Source organism: Exiguobacterium sp. s80 (assembly GCF_018618725.1).
Lineage (GTDB): Bacteria > Bacillota > Bacilli > Exiguobacteriales > Exiguobacteriaceae > Exiguobacterium_A > Exiguobacterium_A oxidotolerans.
Window position 1 is genome coordinate 218,527 of record NZ_JACSMP010000001.1, and the last position, 16,535, is coordinate 235,061.

At 44.9% G+C, this 16,535-nt stretch carries 19 protein-coding genes; 17 read left to right on the forward strand and 2 right to left on the reverse strand.

Annotation, left to right across the window (positions count from 1 at the left end; translation table 11 throughout):
* Position 1: 1 nt before the first annotated feature.
* The 14 genes from pstA to KNP94_RS01175 all read left to right on the forward strand — a co-directional run bounded on the left by pstA (position 2) and on the right by KNP94_RS01175 (position 13,575).
* Entirely contained in the window at positions 2–910 is a 909-nt protein-coding gene (gene pstA, locus KNP94_RS01110) for a phosphate ABC transporter permease PstA (protein WP_088836585.1), read from the forward strand.
* 94 nt (positions 911–1,004) lie between these two features.
* Entirely contained in the window at positions 1,005–1,781 is a 777-nt protein-coding gene (gene pstB, locus KNP94_RS01115) for a phosphate ABC transporter ATP-binding protein PstB (protein WP_239456901.1), read from the forward strand.
* Between the two features lie 16 nt (positions 1,782–1,797).
* Positions 1,798–2,460, forward strand: a complete 663-nt coding sequence (phoU, locus tag KNP94_RS01120; RefSeq protein ID WP_088836587.1) for a phosphate signaling complex protein PhoU — start codon at positions 1,798–1,800, stop codon at positions 2,458–2,460.
* Between the two features lie 108 nt (positions 2,461–2,568).
* On the forward strand, positions 2,569–3,291 hold the full coding sequence (locus tag KNP94_RS01125) for a DUF4912 domain-containing protein (protein ID WP_214769929.1): 723 nt from the start codon (positions 2,569–2,571) through the stop codon (positions 3,289–3,291).
* Positions 3,292–3,326: 35 nt separating this feature from the next.
* Entirely contained in the window at positions 3,327–5,510 is a 2,184-nt protein-coding gene (locus KNP94_RS01130) for a glycoside hydrolase family 57 protein (protein ID WP_214765399.1), read from the forward strand.
* 104 nt (positions 5,511–5,614) lie between these two features.
* The gene (gene rpmG / locus KNP94_RS01135) at positions 5,615–5,764 is read left to right on the forward strand and encodes a 50S ribosomal protein L33 (RefSeq protein WP_012369771.1); all 150 of its coding nucleotides are present in this window, start codon (positions 5,615–5,617) and stop codon (positions 5,762–5,764) included.
* A 58-nt stretch (positions 5,765–5,822) separates the two neighbouring features.
* A complete protein-coding gene (locus tag KNP94_RS01140) occupies positions 5,823–6,371 on the forward strand; it encodes a 5-formyltetrahydrofolate cyclo-ligase (protein ID WP_088836590.1) in 549 nt (182 codons plus the stop codon).
* Positions 6,362–7,144: a DUF92 domain-containing protein gene (locus KNP94_RS01145; protein ID WP_214765397.1), complete on the forward strand. Its 783-nt coding sequence runs from the start codon at positions 6,362–6,364 to the stop codon at positions 7,142–7,144. Before KNP94_RS01140 ends, KNP94_RS01145 begins: the two co-directional genes overlap by 10 nt.
* Positions 7,145–7,307: 163 nt before the next feature.
* A complete protein-coding gene (locus KNP94_RS01150; RefSeq protein WP_029332987.1) occupies positions 7,308–8,261 on the forward strand; it encodes an L-lactate dehydrogenase in 954 nt (317 codons plus the stop codon).
* A gap of 199 nt (positions 8,262–8,460) precedes the next feature.
* Positions 8,461–8,970 (forward strand): GNAT family N-acetyltransferase, encoded by a 510-nt coding sequence (locus KNP94_RS01155; protein WP_088836593.1) that lies wholly within the window; start codon positions 8,461–8,463, stop codon positions 8,968–8,970.
* Between the two features lie 203 nt (positions 8,971–9,173).
* Complete coding sequence (locus KNP94_RS01160) at positions 9,174–10,211, forward strand: M42 family metallopeptidase (protein ID WP_214765395.1); 1,038 nt, start codon at positions 9,174–9,176, stop codon at positions 10,209–10,211.
* Complete coding sequence (locus tag KNP94_RS01165; protein WP_214765394.1) at positions 10,195–10,392, forward strand: YqgQ family protein; 198 nt, start codon at positions 10,195–10,197, stop codon at positions 10,390–10,392. Before KNP94_RS01160 ends, KNP94_RS01165 begins: the two co-directional genes overlap by 17 nt.
* 84 nt (positions 10,393–10,476) lie before the next feature.
* A complete protein-coding gene (locus KNP94_RS01170; protein ID WP_214765391.1) occupies positions 10,477–11,433 on the forward strand; it encodes an ROK family glucokinase in 957 nt (318 codons plus the stop codon).
* Between the two features lie 216 nt (positions 11,434–11,649).
* Positions 11,650–13,575, forward strand: a complete 1,926-nt coding sequence (locus KNP94_RS01175) for an LTA synthase family protein (protein WP_034801229.1) — start codon at positions 11,650–11,652, stop codon at positions 13,573–13,575.
* Positions 13,576–13,730: 155 nt separating this feature from the next.
* On the opposite strand, the gene KNP94_RS01180 is transcribed toward KNP94_RS01175, so the two are convergent.
* A complete protein-coding gene (locus KNP94_RS01180; RefSeq protein ID WP_029332993.1) occupies positions 13,731–13,910 on the reverse strand; it encodes a DUF2759 domain-containing protein in 180 nt (59 codons plus the stop codon).
* A 167-nt stretch (positions 13,911–14,077) separates the two neighbouring features.
* Here KNP94_RS01180 and KNP94_RS01185 point away from each other — a divergent pair, with 167 nt between their 5' ends.
* A complete protein-coding gene (locus tag KNP94_RS01185) occupies positions 14,078–14,695 on the forward strand; it encodes an MBL fold metallo-hydrolase (protein WP_088836596.1) in 618 nt (205 codons plus the stop codon).
* A 53-nt stretch (positions 14,696–14,748) separates the two neighbouring features.
* Here the strand turns inward: KNP94_RS01185 and KNP94_RS01190 are convergent, their stop codons facing one another.
* The gene (locus KNP94_RS01190) at positions 14,749–15,012 is read right to left on the reverse strand and encodes a DUF2626 family protein (protein WP_012369782.1); all 264 of its coding nucleotides are present in this window, start codon (positions 15,010–15,012) and stop codon (positions 14,749–14,751) included.
* Between the two features lie 225 nt (positions 15,013–15,237).
* Between KNP94_RS01190 and KNP94_RS01195 the strand changes: the two genes are divergently transcribed.
* Positions 15,238–15,624 (forward strand): Spx/MgsR family RNA polymerase-binding regulatory protein, encoded by a 387-nt coding sequence (locus tag KNP94_RS01195; RefSeq protein WP_029332995.1) that lies wholly within the window; start codon positions 15,238–15,240, stop codon positions 15,622–15,624.
* Between the two features lie 57 nt (positions 15,625–15,681).
* Entirely contained in the window at positions 15,682–16,527 is an 846-nt protein-coding gene (locus KNP94_RS01200) for an ATPase, T2SS/T4P/T4SS family (RefSeq protein ID WP_239456848.1), read from the forward strand.
* The last annotated feature ends 8 nt before the right edge of the window (positions 16,528–16,535 follow it).

Genomic DNA, 16,535 nt, shown 5'->3' on the forward strand with positions numbered 1-16,535 from the left:
GATGGCCTTACCAGAAAAACAACCTGTACAAAAAAAGTTCATTGATCCAGTTGCAGTAAAAAAATCAATCAGTCAGCGTCTTGTCGTCAACAATGTGACGAAAGTGATTTTCTTGATTGGTCTCCTATTTGGTCTCGTCGTTCTTGGTATTCTTCTTGTCGGCGTACTCCGTGATGGTGCTGCATGGTTATCGCTTGATTTCCTTCAGAATGGCCCATCACGACGTCCAGAACGCGCTGGAATCTATCCTGCACTGATGGGTACGATCTTCCTAATGCTTTTAATCGTTCCAATGATTTTCATCATGGGTGTCGGAGCTGCGATTTATTTAGAGGAATACGCGAAAAAAGGGCGGATGACATCGTTCATCGAAGTCAACATCTCGAACTTGGCAGGCGTACCTTCAATCGTTTTCGGTTTGCTCGGTTTAACATTCTTTGTCCGGAATATGGGCTTCGGTTCAACATTGATCGCTGGAGCGTTGACGCTCGCGTTAATGAGCTTACCGGTCGTCATCGTATCGTCGCAAGAGGCGATTCGTTCCGTGCCGCAAGCGATGCGTCATGCTTCACTGGCACTTGGTGCCTCGAAATGGCAGACGACGTTCAAAGTCGTTTTACCGGCGTCACTTCCAGGTGTCATTACGGGAATCATCTTAGCTGTCTCACGTGCGATTGGTGAAACAGCACCGCTTATCATGGTCGGAGCAGCCATCTTCATCGCCCGTGCACCAGAAGGGATCTTTTCAGAGTTTACGGCGTTGCCGATTCAAATTTATAACTGGACAAGCCGTCCGCAAGCTGATTTCCAAGGTCTTGCTGCAGCAGGAATCATTGTCTTGATGGTGATTTTATTGACAATGAACTCACTTGCAATCTGGATTCGAAATCGTTTTTCTAAACGTTATTAATCGTAGGAGTGTGCTGAATCGTTTTTAAGGAGGAACACAGATGATGGATACGAAGCTGACGACAAAAACAGCCGAGAAAGAAGGGGCAACAACTATGAATCAACCAGTAGCTGCGCAAGACAGTGTATACCGTGTCGACAATTTAAACTTATGGTACGGCGATGACCACGCCTTAAAAGATGTCAACTTAGATATTAAACAAAACGAAGTCACGGCAATCATCGGACCGTCTGGGTGCGGGAAATCGACATTCATCAAAACCTTGAACCGGATGGTCGAGCTCGTGCCAATCGTACGGACGAACGGTGTCATCGAATATAACGGCCGGAACATCTTCGATAAAGAATATGAAGTGGAAGAATTACGGACGTCCGTCGGAATGGTTTTTCAGCAACCGAACCCGTTCCCGAAATCGATTTACGATAACATCGCGTACGGACCACGTGTCCACGGTGTCAAAAACAAAAAGATTTTAGATGAAATCGTGGAACGTAGCTTGCGAGGTGCGGCGATTTGGGATGAAGTCAAAGATCGTCTGAATGAAAATGCCTACGGATTATCAGGTGGGCAACAACAACGTCTTTGTATCGCGCGGTGCCTTGCAATCGAACCGGATGTCATCTTAATGGATGAGCCAACTTCAGCACTCGACCCGATTTCGACACTCAAAGTCGAGGAACTCGTCCAGGAGTTGAAAAAAGAGTACTCGATCATCATCGTGACGCATAATATGCAACAGGCAGCACGTGTCTCAGATAAGACGGCATTCTTCTTGAACGGAGAAGTAGTGGAGTTTGATCAAACGGATCGTATCTTCTCGAATCCGAGTGATAAGCGGACAGAGGATTATATTTCAGGACGATTCGGATAATTAGGAGGAACTTTCAATGGCAGCTCACCGTACGATTTTTGGAGAAAATCTAGCAGTACTCGATCAAAAAGTCTTTCTTCTTGCCCGCAAGACGATGCAACAGATTGCGACGACAGCAGAAGCACTTGAAAAATACGATCTCGACATCGCGCGTACAGTGATTGAAAATGATAACGAACTTGATGCGCTGGAACTTGAAATTAATGATGATGCGATTCTTTTGATTGCGAAACAACAACCAGTGGCAACGGATTTACGTCGACTCGTGACAGCGATGAAAATCGCAACAGACTTAGAGCGGATTGCCGATTATGCCGGAAACATCTCGAAAGCGGTTTTACGTGTCGAAACATTTCCTTATGTCATCGACATCTCGCTTCTAAAAGAAGCGTTTGAAACATTGCTTGATATGACGGAAACAGCCATCGTCGCCTATCGCGATGGTGATATCGAAAAAGCAAAAGCGTTATCCGATCTCGACAACATCATTGATGAGACGACATATAAAGCGCTTCGCCAATACATGCGCCATATGTCATTGCAACCGATTGTTGTCGATGAAATCATGCAGTTTACGAACATCTGTCGCTACATCGAACGGATGGGCGACCATTTGACGAACGTCGGGGAGCACCTCATCTATCTCGAAAAAGGGAAACACTACGACTTAAATAACTAACTTGAGTAGGTACGAGGAAAATCCTCGACCTACTTTTTTTCGTAAAGGAATTTGAAACAAGTTTGTAGAATAGGAAAGAAGTGAATAAAGATAAAGAGGTGATAGGTAATGCTTGATAAAATCATAAAATTAAAAGAACAAGGACTGACGACAAAACAAATCGCTGAGAAATTAGAGTCGACGGAAGGGAAAGTGAAATATGCGTGGAGTAAGTACCGAAAATCACTTTCAGAACCAACGGACAAAAAAACAGCAACTCCTAAAAAACAACAGAAAACCACTCCATCGATGAAAGTGGCTGCGAATGAAATCGTTCCTGCTGTCATCGCCATACCATCGCTTGAACGGGATGCATTCGGGATGGCGACGCACTATGAAGATGACATCATGCATGCCATCGTTCAATCGCCGACGGCATTGTACGTGTACTGGGAGCTCTCGGAGTTATCTCGTAAAATGTTAGAGACGCATTACCATGCAGCGTTCGATTCATTCCGTAAAGAACTTCGAATCATTGATGTGACGTTAGTCGAGTATGAAAAAGGTGAAGCGAACCGGACGTATCAATTTGAACTGCCGGAAATGACGAACTCTTGGTTCGTTCGTCCGTTATCCCCAAACACTACATACATCATCGAATGGGGAATTCAAACGATTGATGGTGACTTTGTTCCGGTACTACGTTCGAAGCCGGTCGAGACGCCGCGTGACGAACCTGTCGTTGAAGGGCGATTCGCTGAAGTCGTCGCTCGTTGGCAAAATGGAGAAGTCGAGCAACCGGAATGGGTAGAAGTTTTACGACCGTATTCTTATTTCGACCGAATTCGTTGAGCTAAAAGATAGAAAGAAGGAGAGGAAGAGAAAACATGCGCAAAGGCTATTTTTCACTCGTTTTACATGCCCATTTACCTTATATTCGTCATCAGGAAGCTCATCGTCTAGAAGAGCGTTGGATGTACGAAGCGATTTCAGAAACGTATATTCCGTTATTATGGGAAATTGATCGTCTGGAGCGTCCGCTCGGATGGACGATTAGTATTTCTCCACCCGTCATTGAAATGCTTGCGGATTCACTGATTCAAGAACGTTATGTAGAGCATTTAGATGATACATTACGCTTAATTGATCAAGAACTTGACCGCGATTTAGTGGCGGAAGAACGGGATGCCCTGCTTTTCTACAAAGAACGGTACCGTGACTTAAAAAATACATTCGAACATTGGGGTCGCGATTTAAACCATGCCTTCCGTCATTATAAAGAAGCGGGTTACCTTGAATTGATGACCTGTACGGCAACGCATGGTTTCAGTCCGCATATGTTATCAGAGCAAGCTGCCCGGTCAGAGATTCAAACTGGATTAAACTGTTTCGAACGTCATTATGGATTCCGTCCGACGGGGCTATGGATGCCGGAATGTGCCTACACACCAGGTCTTGATAAAATCATGTACGAAGAGGGGATTCGTTATACATTCGTAGACGAACATTCCATCTTAAACGCTGATCCTGCTCCGAAACACGGCATCGGCGCACCGGTCTATTCGCCACATGGTGTTGCACTGTTTCCGCGCGATCAAATCATTTCTGGACGCATTTGGAGTTCTGTCATTGGTTATCCGGGACACCCGAACTATCGTGAATTTTACCGCGATCTTGCCTATGATCGGGAGTGGGACCAAATTGCAGAATTCATGCATCCTGAAGGACTCCGCTACGATACGGGCTTAAAATTACATCGTGTTACAGGAGAGTCCGATCAAAAGGCTTTTTATGTCCGCGACTGGGCTTGGAAACAAACGGATGAGCATGCAGCTGACTTTGCGGAAGCATTGGCGGAGCATCTTGACCAGCACAGTGGACAAGACTTCCCGCCGTTTCTTGTCACAGCGCCATTTGACGCGGAATTATTTGGTCATTGGTGGTTTGAGGGACCGGACTTCCTCGGTAAAGCCATGGAACGACTTGAAGATGTTGGGGTCGAATCGATTTCACCTACAATGTTCCTCGAGCGTCATTTTGGCGACATCGAGACGGTGCACGTCGCAATGGGGACATGGGGCCGGAAAGGGTATGCGGATGTGTGGATCAATGAACGGAACGACTGGATGATTCGTCACTTGCATCAACTTGAAAAACGATTAGCCGGTGTCATGGCGCGTAATCGTCATCAAGATGGTTTGACGGTCAAAGCAAAACGTCAATTGATTCGTGAATACTTGCTCGCGGTTTCGAGCGACTGGCCGTTCATTCTCGATGGACAGACGACGGCACAATATGCGGCAAATCGATTCCGTGAACATATTAAGCGATTTGAAGAAACGGAGCGGTTACTTGACGCTGGAGAATTAACGACCGACTGGCTTGAAACGCGTTATGCCGAATATCCCTTCTTAGCGGATACAGACATCGAACCAGACGTCTATTTGACGACGCATGATTACTATGTTGCGGTGCAACGTGAAACGTCATGGAACGATGCCGCGATTTTACTCGTCGCAAAAGATTACCAAGATTCGAACCGACCAATTGCTGAGTTTGCGAAGCGATTGGCAGGAGCGGGAGAAAATGTCTATGTCATCACAGAAAATGAGACGGCTTATCGATTTGAAGATGGCGTTCATATTTACGGCGTCCGCATGACGGGCCTACCGCTCGTTCAGACTTACAATCAGTTGGCCGGATTAAATCTTGCCGTGTTGCGTCAAGCGCAAGCCCTGCATAAAATCGTAGAATTCCGCCTTGTCCATAACTTTACGATGGAGACGGCGTCGGCTGCTCAATCGTTTGCTGAGATCAATCAGTTGCCGCTTGTCAGCAATGTGTACAATCTTGAGAGTGAACGTTCTCCAGCGAGTAGCGGTGGTTTAGTTGTTGCGATTAAACGATTAGAGGGCGAAGCACTTCGTCATTCACAATTGATTTATTTAGAACGTGAAGAAGCGCGACAAGGAATCGAAAATGATTATCATGTTGCTCAAAAACCGCTTGAATTCCAAGTGAACCTTGAAAAACCATACGAACAATTGGCGATTCAGAAAAAGAACGGATGAACAGTTGCAATTCCGTTCCTTTCTTGGTACGATACTTGAGTATGCTTAACCTTATGTAAAGCAAAAACACTTGATACATTGAGAGCTAGATAGGAGGGAATCCCATGCGCGTTAAAATTACTTTGGCTTGCACTGAAACTGGTGACCGTACTTATATCACTAAAAAGAACAAGCGTAACAACCCAGAGCGTCTTGAGTTGAAGAAATACAACCCACGTCTCCGTAAGCACACACTTCACCGTGAAGTAAAATAATTGAGATGGAAGCCGTCACCTTGTGTGATGGCTTTTTTTGTGAATGGGGGAATACTATATGAATAAAAAAGCAGCGCGACGGGTAATCGGTGAGCGACTGAACGAGTTGGAAAACCGGCAGGAGCGGGAACGACGAATTGCAGAGCAGTTATTTGTATTGCCAGAATGGATGAGTGCGACATCAATTGCGGTGACCCTCTCGTTTCGAAACGAATGTTCAACGGATCGAGTCATTCAACAAGCATGGGCGGATGGAAAACGTGTCGTCATTCCGAAGGTCATCGGTCAAGAAATGAGATTTTTTGAACATTCGCCAAGCAGTCGACTGATTGAGAATTCGATGGGGATTTTTGAACCGGATGCAACTGCTTTTGAAATTGCATTGCCGACGATTGATCTTTGTATCGTACCGGGTCGTGCCTATATGCGTAATGGCTATCGCTTAGGATGGGGTGGTGGGTTTTATGATCGTGCGTTGATTGATTTTTCAGGTCCGACGCTTTCGATTGCATTTGCCGTTCAAGTCGTGGAACGATTCGAAGTAGAATCATTTGATCGCCCGGTTGATACAATTGTCACTGAAGATGAGGTCATTCAATGTCATTAACTGTTCTTCTATTCATCTGCTTAGCTCTCGGATATGCTGGCTATCAATTTGGATTATTAACGAAAAGCGGTGCATTGTTGACGATACTTGTCGGCAGCACGGTCGTCTATGCGCTCGATTATGAAGGATTAGTCCTGTTACTGTTATTCTTCGGTAGCTCTAGCCTGTTATCAAAACTCGGTAAGGCACGCAAGCAGTCCGTCGATCAAATCGTCGAGAAGGATGGTGCACGAGATGGTTGGCAAGTACTTGCCAACGGTGGAACCGCTATGCTTGCTTCGATAGGCGTTGTACTGACAAATGAATTTGATTTTTTATTAGTTTTCTTGATTGTCATTGCTGCTTCGAATGCAGATACATGGGCATCCGAGATTGGTCCGCTTTCTAAAAAAGAACCGATTTCAATCCGGACGTTTAAACCGGTCTTACGAGGAACGAGCGGCGGGGTATCTTTACTCGGGACACTCGCGACAATCATCGGTGCATTATTTATCGCGACAGCGGGTGACATTCTATTCGATTTGTCCGTAAAGCAATGGTTGATCGTCGCGGCCGGAGGTGTCCTTGGCAGTATTCTCGATACGGTGTTAGGCGCTACCGTTCAACGAAAGTATCGTTGTCAGATTTGTGGCAAAGAAACCGAGAAAAAAATCCATCATGGTACTACGACACAATATGTCCGAGGGTGGAAGTGGCTAGGGAATGACGCCGTTAATTATTTGTCCAGTACGCTAGCGGGGCTGATTGGTTTCATGTTGTATCGATTGTGGTAATGGAACGTGAAGTACCTGACTTCCTTATGTTAGGATATTGTTGACACAAATTAGACAAAATGTGACCGTTTACACAGTCTTTAATAGTTTGTGAAAGATGTTACAATCTAATTGTGAGATAGTTAACAAACTTTTAATTTGTTTGGAAGGGTGGACATATCGGATGGAATTACATGCTAAAGTTACACGCGTTGCGTTAATTGGTGCGGGGGCAGTAGGATCAAGTTTTGCGTATCAAATGACGACAGCTGGACTTTGTGAAGAACTTGTCATCATTGATGTGAATAAAGCAAAAGCTGAAGGGGAAGCGATGGATTTAAATCACGGGACGCCATTCAGTTCTTCGCCGATGCGAATATGGGCAGGGGATTACGGGGATTGTAAAGATGCCGAAGTCATCGTGATCACGGCCGGTGCACCACAAAAACCGGGTGAGACACGACTTGACCTCGTTGCGAAAAATGCTTTAATCATGAAAGAAATGATGCGCCAAATCATGGAATCAGGATTTGACGGCATCATCGTCGTCGCATCAAATCCCGTTGACATCATGGCACATTTAGCATGGAAATATTCTGGTTTACCAAAGTCACGCGTCTTCGGATCAGGAACGGTACTCGATACGGCACGCTTGCGCCAAATGTTAGGAGAATACTTTAATATCGATTCACGAAACGCCCACGCCTATATTTTAGGTGAGCATGGCGACACGGAATTCGCTGCCTGGAGCAACTCAAGAATCTATGGAAAAACGATTGATGAACTGCTTGCAGAAGACGATCGTTATTCTCAAAAAGATTTAGATCAAATCTATATCAATGTACGCGATGCAGCCTATCATATCATTGAACGAAAAGGTGCAACATACTATGCGATTGGACTTGGTCTCGTTCGGATCGTCCGTGCGATTCTCGGGAACGAGAACTGTTTGTTGACTGTAGGAGCGCACGTTGACGGACAGTACGGGATTTCTGGTATTCATATCGGTGTACCTGCCGTGATTAACCGACAAGGTGTGCGCGAAGTCATCGAGGTGTCGCTGACGGATGAGGAATTAAAAAAATTCCATCATTCGGCGGAAGTTTTACGTCAAACGATGGAACCTGTCTTACGTTAAATCGGAAGCGTCAATCGTACCCACTGAACTCGGGCAAACGGAGTTTCAGTGGGTACGATTTTTTGATTAGAAAAAAGGACGCGATAAAAAATCTGAAAACTAGGTTTTATTTTACTAGAAAAAGGTTATGTTAGGGATAGAAGAGTTTTTCATGTCTTAAGAAACATTAGAAAACTCACAAAGGGGAGAAACGATAGTCATGTATACATTTCGAACGTTAACAAAGGAAGATGCAGAACAGTATTGGCGCTTACGCCTCGAAGGTCTAAAAAATCATCCGGATGCATTTGGTCATTCTTTTGACGATGAGCAACAAACGCCACTCGAAGAAGTTCAAGAGGGGCTCGAAGGAGATCCGGAGTCTGATGAAGTTTGGATCGGGATATTCGATGAAGATACATTGTTTGGATTTGGTCAGGTCAAACCGTACGAACTGTCACGGGAATCACATAAGGCGATGATTTCTGGTGTCTATATCTCACCGGATTATCGTGGGGGCACGGGTCGCGCCCTGATGGAGGCCTTGATTGAAGAGGCGAAACAAATTCCGGAAGTCGAACAAGTCATTCTAGCCGTCTTGTCAGGAAATGAAGCTGCTCAAAAACTCTATGAATCACTTGGCTTCGAAGTATATGCAGAAGACCCTGATTCGGTCAAACTAGAGGATGGGACGTATCGAGATGACATTTGGATGAAAAAATACGTCTAAATGAAAGAGTTAAGAAGTCATTTAAAGGATGAAAGTCGTAGCGCAACTGATGCTATGGCTTTTTTCCATAGCAGACGGTCGCTTTTTTTGAGTGTGCATTCTTTTTCGACTGGAGAGAGATATTTGGTATCATAAGAAGGAAACGATTTCATTAAAATAAGCCGTCCTTTCTTAAAAAGGACGTCAAACGAGGAGCGAACAAGATGAAAGCTGTGATTGAGACGATTCGTGAATTAGTAGAAATCCCAAGTCCGACTGGATTTACCGCGCATGCTCTTACATATGTAGAAAATCGATTTAAAGCAGAAGGAATTACGTATAAAAAGTTAGAAAAGGGAGCATTGCTCGCTACGTTGCCCGGACAGTCTTCACGGATTCGTTTGTTGACAGCACACGTCGATACGCTCGGGGCGATGGTCAAAGAGATTTTGCCAACAGGGCGACTGACGTTATCTCAACTTGGCGGTTATGCGTGGACGGCAATCGAAGGTGAAAATTGTCTCGTCCATAAAATGGACGGACAGACGATCTCAGGAACGATTTTGTTCCATCACTCAAGCGTCCATACGTCACGCGTGACGAACACGGAAGAGCGAAATGCGACGAATATCGAAGTGAGACTCGATATCCGGTCAACGACGGCAGAGGAAACACGGGTAGCAGGGATTGAAGTCGGTGACATCGTGACGTTCGATCCGCGATTTATTCATACCGAAACAGGTTTCGTCAAATCACGTCATCTGGACGATAAAGCATCCGTCGCCCTGTTGCTCGAACTGATCAAGGAGTGGAAAAACGAGACATTACCGCATACGACGCAAATTCTGATTTCGAATTATGAAGAAGTCGGATTTGGTGGGAATGCCGGTTTTTCTGAAGACGTCGCAGAATACATCGCTGTCGATATGGGCGCATTAGGAGAAGGACAACACTCGGATGAATATACGGTATCAATCTGTGCGAAAGATAGCTCAGGACCGTATGACCTTGCATTACGTCATCAGTTCACACGTCTTGCCCAAAGCCATTCGATTCCGTATAAGGTCGATATCTATCCATATTACGGTTCTGACGCTTCAGCAGCCGTCAGTGCGGGGCACGACGTCCGTCATGGACTGCTTGGTCCAGGAATCGAATCGAGTCACTCGTATGAACGGACGCATGAAGCGTCACTTCAAGCGACGTATGATTTACTGAATGTGTTCGTGAAGGAGAAAATGAATGATGAAAACACTTTATGATGTGCAACAGTTATTGAAAACGTACGGGACGATTGTCTATTTAGGCGATCGCGAGTCGGATATAGCAATGATGATGCTCGAACTCGATGAGCTCGAGCAAGCCGGTGTGTTAGAAAAAAAGCAATATGATTCAGCGAAAGTGATTTTGGCACATGAATTGAAAAAATCACGACATTCGTAAGAAAAAAATCTTGTGCAACCCTTTGCACAAGATTGCCGTTCAGCTAAACTAATAGAGATGAAATCATTTACGAATAAGGGAGCTATGCAGATGAAATGGTTACTCGGGATTGATATTGGTGGAACGACAGTCAAGATGGCAATTCTTGATTTACAAGGCATCATCGTTGAAAAATGGGAGATCGAGACGGTTATCCTGAATGATGGGGAACAGATTCCAGGCGACATCGCGACATCTTTTTTTGAGAAATGTAAAGAGAGTAATAAACGTCCGGAAGACTTCGTTGGTGCCGGAATCGGTGCACCAGGCTTCATCGACTTTAATACCGGTGTCGTCGAACGTGCCGTAAACATCGGTTGGAATAACTTTGAGTTGATTGGTGAATTTGAACGATTGACGGGTTTACCGGCTGTTATTGAAAATGATGCGAATGCAGCGGCAATTGGTGAGATGTGGAAAGGTGCCGGTAGTGGAGCGACGGAGTTACTTGCTGTGACACTCGGGACAGGCGTCGGTGGTGGATTGATTACGAACGGTCAAATCGTTCACGGGACAGTCGGGATGGCAGGAGAAATCGGGCATATCACGATGTTAGCAGAAGGCGGCGTCCTGTGCGGTTGTGGACGAAAAGGATGTCTTGAAACGATCGCCTCTGCGACCGGTGTAGCACGTCTCGGGCTCGAAAAACGAAAAGGACAGGAAACGGTCCTGAACGATATTCAAGCCGTGACGGCGAAGGATGTCTTCGATGCCTATACGAAGGGCGACCGGATTGCGACGGAAGTCGTCGAGGAAGTGACGTTCCATCTCGGATTAGCAATCTCGAATCTCGCGAACAGCATCAATCCGGAAATGATCGTTATCGGTGGTGGGGTTTCAAAAGCAGGGGATGCTTTGATGGTACCGCTCAAAAAACAATTTGAACGCTTCGCGTTACCGCGTGTGTTTGAGTCGACGACTTTCAAAATTGCTGAACTTGAGAATGACGCAGGTGTCATCGGTTGTGCATGGCTTGCGAAACAAATGTTCTTGAAAAAATGATTTCATTAAATTTCAGAAAAAGGTTCGCTTTTGCGAATCTTTTTTTTGTTTACAAACGTAAGGAAAGTATGTGATTGTTAAGTATCTGCTTTGTTCAGGTTGCATTTTTGTAAAAGTAAGCGTAAAATTTTCACGTGATACGGGTATAAATAGAATATGGATTGACGTGTAAAAGTTCCAGGTCAAGAACACACGTATATTAGGAGGCAGGTTTTTATGCAGCAAGACTCTGGCATTTGGTCGCGCATGCGACTAAAGGTAGGCCAAGGTGTGAAAAGCACCTACACAGAACATAAACTTTTTTGGATTGCGACATTGTTAATTTGGTTAAAAACGTATGTAGCATACACGCTGTTTTTCGATGTTCCGATTACGAATTCAGCACAAGCATTCATCTTACTGATTAATCCAATCAGTTCGGCGCTCTTCATGTTTGGATTTAGTTTCTTCTTCCGTGGTAACGTTCAAAAATGGTTCATCTACGGAATACTCGTCCTTGCGACGCTCGTTCTTTATGCGGACATCATTTTCTTCCGCTTCTTCAATGACTACTTGACGTTACCGGTCTTGTTCCAAACATCAAATGCTGAGACGGTCTCAGCATCGCTTACATCATTGTTGACATGGGCAGACTTATTGATTGTCGGCGATCTATTGATTCTTCCATTCTTCTTACGGAAAATGGACATGTCTAAAAATGTCGCGTCACGAGGACGCGCGATTTTAGCGTTCGTCGCAGCAACTGCTGTCTTCCTTGGAAACTTGGCACTTGCGGAAACGGAACGTCCGGAACTATTGACACGGGCATTTGATCGCGAACTACTCGTCAAAAATATCGGAACGTTTAACTTCCATATGTATGACGCGTTGATTCAATCAAAAACATCAGCACAAAAAGCTCTTGCGGACAGTTCTGAATTGTCGGAAGTTCAAAACTTCGTCGCGTCGAAGTATGCTGAGCCGAACCCGGTCATGTTCGGCAAGTACGAAGGTAAAAACGTCATCGTGATGTCATTCGAATCGGCCCAATCATTTGCGGTTGGCCTGAAAGCGCCGAATGGTCAAGAAATCACACCGAACTTAAACAAATTAATTAAAGAGTCACATTCATGGGATAACTTCTACCATAATACGGGACAAGGGAAGACATCGGATGCTGAATTCATCTTAGAGAATTCAATCTATCCACTTGGGCGTGGTTCTGCGTTCTTTACGAATGGGGAAAATGAATTCCGGGCAACACCAGAGATGTTAAAAGAAGACGGCTATTATTCTGCCGTGTTCCATGCGAACAATAAATCGTTCTGGAATCGTGACATCGTCTACAATAGTTTTGGTGTCGATCGTTTCTTCTCGGAGACCGATTATGATCTCGGTAACCCGGATGATTTAACGGAGTGGGGTTTACTCGACGACAAGTTCTTTGAACAGTCGTTACCAATGTTGAAAGATCTTCCACGTCCGTTTTATTCGAAGTTCATCACATTGACGAACCACTATCCGTTCGAAATGCCGAAACCGGAAGATGAACTCGTCCCACCGCTTGAGACGAGCTCGACGACATTGAATCATTATGTCCAAGCCCTCGCATACCAAGACATGGCACTCGGTAAGTTCATCGATGGTCTGAAAGAGGATGGTACATGGGACGATACAATCTTCATGTTGTATGGAGACCATTACGGAATCTCGACGAACCATAACGCGGCGATGGCGGAACTCCTCGAAAAAGATGAGTTGACGGCATATGACGTCGCTCAGTTGCAACGTGTTCCGTTCGTCATTCACTTACCAGGACAAACTAAAGGTGTGAAGCACGAAGAAGTGGCGAGTCAAATCGACATGAAACCAACGTTGCTCCACCTATTAGGAAAAGACTTTAAGGATGAAGTCTTATTCGGAACAGACTTGTTCTCAAAAGAACATAAAGATTACGCCTTGTTCCGTGATGGGTCTATCATCACCGATAAAACCGTTTATACACAAGAAACGTGTTATGACCGGAAAACAGGTGAAGAAGTGACGGATGAAGAAAATGGAGCCATCTGTAAAGAGGCAGTCAAACAGTCTGAAAAAGAACTCGGTCTGTCGGACAAAGTCATTTACGGTGACTTGCTACGTTTCTTACAAAAGTCTAAATAAGTCGTGATAAACACTAAAATAGCCGAAATCCCTCTACGTCTTAAGGGATTTCGGCTTTCTTTTGTTCGTACGATCCGTTTCGCAAGACTTATGACGACAAAAAAAGGTGAGCCTTCTCGACGAGAAAGCTCACCTTTTTAATGTTTATCCAACGATTACGATGGGATTCCACCGAAAATCAGCGTCGCAATACCGAACCAGCCGAATAGTACAACAGTCAGTCCAGCAAATACGAGTGGAAACATTTGGCGTTTCTTAAGTGAACGGACGACGGCCCAAACACCGACGAGTGCTACGATGAAGAAAAGCCAACCGATTGGTTGATCCAAATGCATGACGTACTCCCCCTTAAAAATCACGTTATGAAGTTCACGAAGATTTCACTTAAATCTCACTTTTTAGTTTAGCTGACTATCCGCCTAAAGTCGAGAGGGGGAAGAGGGAAGTTTCGACAATTTCGTGTATAGTAGAAAAGAATGATGTTTAAAAGGAGTCTGATCATATGGAAATCGTAAGTATTACTTCAGGTATCGCCTCGGAAAACGGATACCTTCTTTTTCGAGATGGGAAATGTCTCGTCATTGATCCGGGAACGGAAGATATGCGTTTCTTTGACGAAATCGAGCAGCGGAACGCGCAAGTCGAAGCAATCCTCTTAACACACGCTCATTTTGATCACATCGGTGGCGTTGACATGTTGAGACGATTCACATCGGCTCCAGTCTATCTTCATCAAAAAGAAGCAAAATGGTTGGCGAATCCCGATTTAAATGGATCGTCGAAGTTTGGTGTGCCGCCGGTCAAAGTCAAACCGGCTGAGCATCGGTTAGAGCCTGGACCACTCTCAATCGGTAGTTTTAACATGCATGTTCTCGAGACGCCTGGGCATTCGCCTGGTAGCGTTACGTTCTACTTCAAAAATGAACGGGTTGCCTTTGCCGGCGATTTGTTGTTTAAGCAGAGTGTTGGGCGGACGGACTTACATGGTGGCGACCAAGACACGTTGATGCGCTCGATTGATCGAATCATCGCTGAGTTGCCGCATGACACGACGTTTTACCCTGGACATGGTCCGACGACAACATTGCGTCAAGAAGTTAAGAACAACCCGTTCTTTTGATTACGTGTAAAAAAACGCCTTCTCTTCGATTGAAGAGAAGGCGTTTTTTTATTTTACATCTGGAAGTTGGACCAATACGTGAAGACGATAAAGAATACTGTTAAGTAAGCTGCAAAGATGTAGACATACGTTTTTTCAGTTAGGCGAAGATAGCCTAATGCTGCAAAGAAGACAGTTTGTGCCAAGAAGACAAAGCCCATAACTAAAAATGAATCCGTATGCTCACTTGAGCTCGCGTCGCCGCCGAGTGCGCCGATAAATGCCATGACTGCAATGATTCCAGTCCAAAATCCGAGTACGCGGTACATTCTCCCCATTCATATAACCCCCTAAATCCGACAGATAGTCAATATACGTACTTATTTTACCAAGCAAACAATCATCCGTCCATCATGTTCTAGTGTTTGTTAAGGAATAACTGTGAACAAAAGATGAAGTTTAATAAAAAGTTGTACAATAGTTGTACAAAAGGTGTACAAACTAAAAAAACCGTGGTATAGTTTCTGTAATGAGAAGCGCATATTTTGAGAGGAGGAGCAACAATGGCAAATGAGTTGATATTTTTCACGTATCCGAGCTGTACATCTTGTCGTAAAACGAAATCATGGTTAAAAGAGGAACATGTTGATGTAGAAGAACGCCATCTGTTCAGAAATGCTCCGACAGTGGACGAATTGATGGAATTGTTGAAATTATCGACAGACGGCATCGAAAGTTTACTCGCAACACGCAGCCAAGCTTTCAAAGATCTTGGGATTGATGTAGAGGATATGAAATTAAGCGAACTACTCCGATTGATGAGCGATAATCCGAAACTGTTACGTCGTCCAATCATTACTGATGGCAAACAACTCGTAATCGGGTATGATAAACCAGGTCTTGAAACACTAGCGAAGCGCAAAGCACGCTTAATCGCTCAAGTATCTTAAAGAAGCCGAGTTGTCCGGGCTTCTTTTTTTTTGTACTTTTTTAAGTAAGGAGGTGTCATGTTGAGAGAACTTGTCAGTCAATTGATTCAGCGATTTGCAAAAGGTGGTGTCACCGATGTGCATTTTGTTCCAGATGAACAAATGGCGCGTGTCATTTGTAGGACGGCCGACGGATTAAAGGAACAAGAAGCAATCCCTTTTAGTCAATACAGTTCAATCGTTAGTCATATTCGGTATGAATCCAACTTGAAAGAACAAAATGAACGGATTCCGCAAAGTGGTGTCTATCCGGTTGACCAAAGCGGGATGCGGGTCTCGATTTTACCAAGTCGTCACGGGGACGCGATGTCATGGCGCTTCTATCGGGCGGTTGTCTCGAGTGAGATTGCATCGACGCTTCTCAATCCGATTGAGGATTTAGAATGGCTTCAACAACAAAGTCACGGTTGTATCATCATTTCTGGGACGACGGGGGCAGGTAAGACGACGATGCTCTATTCCTTGATGGCATCGATGGAAGGCAAGCGGATCATCTCTGTCGAGGACCCCGTCGAATGTACGGTGCCTGGTGTCTTACAGCTTGAGTTAAATGAAAAGGCCGGTTTTGACGCGACACGTTGTTTTGAGGAAATTCTTCGGGCAGACCCGGATTGGATTGCTTTTGGGGAAGTTCGAACTGCTGAAGCGGCACGACTCTCGATCAATGCTGCTCTTAGTGGGCACGTCGTCGTATTTACTTTACATGCCGGAACAGTCAATGAAGTGTTGTTACGCTTAAAATCGCTAGGGATTTCAGGGGAGGAGTTAGCGGTCTGTAAAAAAATCATTCATCTTTACCGGGAGGAGGGGGATGTCCACTGTACAGTAGAAAACTTAACACGAACAGCAAATGTCGCTTTTTAAACCGATTT